Genomic DNA, 3,903 nt, shown 5'->3' on the forward strand with positions numbered 1-3,903 from the left:
CGAACCAAGGTTCAAGGCATCCGTTTCTGCAAGGATGGATATAGCTTCAAGGGTACGCAGATTTGCAGAGAATGCAGCTTTGGCAAGTTGGATGCAAGACTTGGCACAGAGTATAATCGTGTATCGCCAAGAGCCGAATCTATGCAGGGAGGACAACTAAGTTGTCACCAAGTAGAACAGACTCAACCAACGGCAGAACATACCCAAGACCCTTGGAGTAGTATTTCTTCCATTGGCTTGTTCGCTCCGTCTAATGCCCAAACTTATGAGCCATTCCCAGAGGATGAATCCGCCAAGAAGAAAAAGAGAAAACGCAGAAAGGGCTTCAGCCTTTGATGCAAGTTACAGACTTAAAAATAGAATCGAACATGAAAGAAGAACTATTGGAAGCCATCTACGGCACAGTTGAGAGATTGGAGCAGAAAGTCGATGAACTTTCTGCCTCCACAAAGAACGCAGGAGCGGAAACCGTTCCTGCAAGTAATGACATAACCAAGTTGGATAAGTCAATCAATGCGATGTTTATCAAAGAAGAGGAAGTCAGAGGTAAAATATCCAAATTAAGAGATGCCATTGTCGTTTTTGCTGACCTTATTAAGGTTGAACTTGGCAAAAATGAGCAGCGAAGCAAGTTCTTGGTTGATGCAGTCAAGCAGATGAGACAAGGGAATGATATTTCCTCAAAGGCATTGCAAGATAAACTTGAAGTAATGAACAAATCACCTCAAAAGAAGGTTGTAACCCATCGCTTCGAGCCAACCTCAAAGAATGTTCTTCTTTTCACAGGTGGCTTGGCTCTATCTCTTGTCCTCTCCATTTGGGGCAATCTCACCCAATGGCGAGAGCACCAAAATTGGGAGGAGGCAGACTTGAAGTATCGGGCATTGAAGATGGTGCTTCCATCTGACGACCCGAACATTCGCTACATCGAAAAACATTTCAATGTCCAACGAGACGAAGACATAATTGATAAATTAAGAACCCAAGTTGATGTGTATGAAGATTCCGTCTATCACTACCACAAAATGGTTGAGATAGCATCATATAAAGATAGTATAGCAAGACAACTTATTGATGAATCAAATAGGATAAAAATGCAGATAAACAGTAAGAAAAGTAAATGAAAACGTTATTTTTGTATTATTATGCAAAGTGTAATCACGTACAACATCGTATAATGTAGTTTAAATATTCTCTGAAAATTACTATGTTTCAAAAAGTATTTATACCTTTGCACTCGGAATACAAAAAGAGGCAAATAATTGCAGTTTGCTTTCGTTTTGGTGCAATTAAATAGATAACTTAAAAAGATAAAATATGGTCAACAAGATATTTCTTTTAGGATTATTTCTGCTTTCTGTTGCCAACGTGAAAGCTCAAACTCTGACGCAAACGGATTCGCTCACAATGGAGACAATGTTGCACAACCTTCCCGAAATAATGGTCAAAGGTTCGCGCCCTATCGTTAAGGCAGAGCGAGGTATGTTATCCTATAACATGCCGTTACTTATGAAACAACTACCTGCCGACAATGCCTATGAGGCTCTCACACGTATTCCTGGTGTTAGTGATACCGATGGTGGCATCAAGTTTTCCGGAAACGAGGTGACGCTTATCATCAACGGACAGGCGACCACTTTAACGCAAGAACAGCTTGCAGACAGATTGAAAGCGATGCCTGCTGCACAGTTGGCTAAAGCAGAGGTGATGCTTGCTGCTCCTGCACGTTATCATGTTCGTGGCATGGCTATAAATATCGTCACGAAAGATTATGCAGGGAAAAATCAGTTGTCGGGACAGATAAATGGAGGATTACAGCAAAACAAATATTCCAGAGAGTTTGGAGATTTCTATCTTTCCATGCAGAGGGGCAAATTTGGAATGGATGCACAATATCAATTTATTGACGGCAATTCATATGGTGAATCTTCACGCATAGCCAACCATCCATTGGATAACGGGCGTATTCACTACAACGATGAAACGTGGCAGAAATCATTTGGTATTGCTCATGACTACCGACTTGGTATGAATTATGCATTTAGCAAGAACCATCGACTTGACATTGCCTATACGGGAAAATGGCAAAAGTCTTGCTCCAACAATCACACTACAGGTTCAAGTGTAAGCGGAATGCATTACGACACTCATGTGTATCTGCACAATGTTGATGTAAACTACTCACTTCCTTTTGGACTTAACATTAGTGGTTCGTACACTAACTATCGTACCCCTCAACAACAAAAACTTGACGGTACGATGTATGCAGATGAAAATACGACAGAAACGGAACGCAACCTTACAAGTGGCAGTGAACAGACTATCAGCAAATGGATGTTCGCAGCCGACCAAAACCATTCTTTTACACATGGTTGGGGATTGTCGTATGGTGTAAAGGGACAATTCACAAGCAACAAGAGTTATCAGAACACCATCGACAAAGAGGGTAACATTCTGCCTAATGCAACAAGCAGTGTGGACATCAACGAACGTATTTGGAATGTATACGCAGGTTTCAGCAAACAGATAAACAAGGCAATTAGTCTTGAAGTATCCGCAGCAGCCGAACAATACCATTCACCGATATGGGACAAATGGCGCATATATCCGTCACTCAATGCCCTGTGGAATATCAACGAGAACCATTTACTCAACTTGTCATTCAGTTCCAATTCTGAATTTCCGAGCTATTGGTCAACAATGAGCAGTGTATTTTACTCATCGGCATATACCGAGATACATGGCAATCCTGATTTGAAACCATACTCTTATTACAATGTCAACCTTATGTGGCAGATTAAAAGACGTTATACGCTGATGGCTTTTGCAAGTCTGAAACCTGATTATTCTGTGCAGTTACCGTACCAACCAACAGACCGTATGGCGGTAATATTGAAGGAAACCAACTTCAACTATGAGAATAGCTTTGGATTGCAAGCCTCTGCAATATTCGGTGCTGGCAAATGGCTCAACGGTAATGTGTTTGCTGTAGGAATCTATAAACATGCCAAAAGTGACCATTTCTTCGATTTGCCATTCAACCGCAAGAAGCTGACAGCAGCACTTGGAGGTACTGCATCTATAAAACTTTGCAGCACACAAGACTTGCGCCTTATACTCAACCCTTTCTTTCAGTCAAAAGTAATACAAGGTGTTTATGATGTAAGTCCTATCTTTAGAATGAATGCCAAGTTACAATGGACTTCACATGATGGGAAATGGGGATTGCGCATCAATGGCAGCAACATCTTCAACAACAAGGCAGACACTCGTTCCGTACAAGGTAATCAAGATTACCGTATGAAAATTAACAACAATTGGGCTACTGCCACTTTTGCTGTTATATATAAGTTCGGTGGTTACAAGGAAAAGAAAGTAAAGGCAGTTGATACATCAAGAATGGGACACTAAGCTGCAAAGGCAGATAAAATACTGATAAAAACAAAAAGGTAGTATTCTTTGTCTTAATGTAGCATTTCCACAGAGAATAGTCTTGTTCCTGTATGTTTGTCATTTAACTGAAGTTTCGCATGTGGGGAAGTTAGGGAAGTTAGAGGGAAGTTAAGGGACAAAAGTCCTATGTTTAAGATAGAAGACTATTGTCTCTTAACTTCCCGAACGACCGTAGGGAGTGATAACTTCTTTAACTCCATTAACTTCTGAACTTGCGAAACTTGAATAAATGATATGATTTTTCCTATGATACGTCAACATGAATTTTATGGCTACAGCCACAGTGAGCACACAGGGACAAAATACCCCAATGTTGCAACAGTACATGAAAGCCGATGTCAGAATCATCGTCAGTAATAAAACGTTATGGCAACAGGTATTCGGATAAACTATATCCGAATACCTGCTGTTTGTTTTTGGATGCATATTGTGTTGGTAAGCATCAGATTT

Annotated in this window: 2 protein-coding genes and 1 pseudogene; all 3 read left to right on the forward strand. The window is 40.6% G+C overall.

The window, feature by feature from the left end; all coding sequences use genetic code 11:
- A pseudogene (locus F7D73_RS16020) lies at positions 1–336 on the forward strand (relaxase/mobilization nuclease domain-containing protein); the annotation flags it as partial.
- 32 nt (positions 337–368) lie between these two features.
- The gene (locus tag F7D73_RS03060) at positions 369–1,124 is read left to right on the forward strand and encodes a hypothetical protein (RefSeq protein WP_153122236.1); all 756 of its coding nucleotides are present in this window, start codon (positions 369–371) and stop codon (positions 1,122–1,124) included.
- A 193-nt stretch (positions 1,125–1,317) separates the two neighbouring features.
- Positions 1,318–3,411 (forward strand): outer membrane beta-barrel protein, encoded by a 2,094-nt coding sequence (locus tag F7D73_RS03065; protein ID WP_153122237.1) that lies wholly within the window; start codon positions 1,318–1,320, stop codon positions 3,409–3,411.
- Positions 3,412–3,903: the final 492 nt, after the last annotated feature.

This window comes from Segatella copri, from assembly GCF_009494395.1.
Lineage (GTDB): Bacteria > Bacteroidota > Bacteroidia > Bacteroidales > Bacteroidaceae > Prevotella.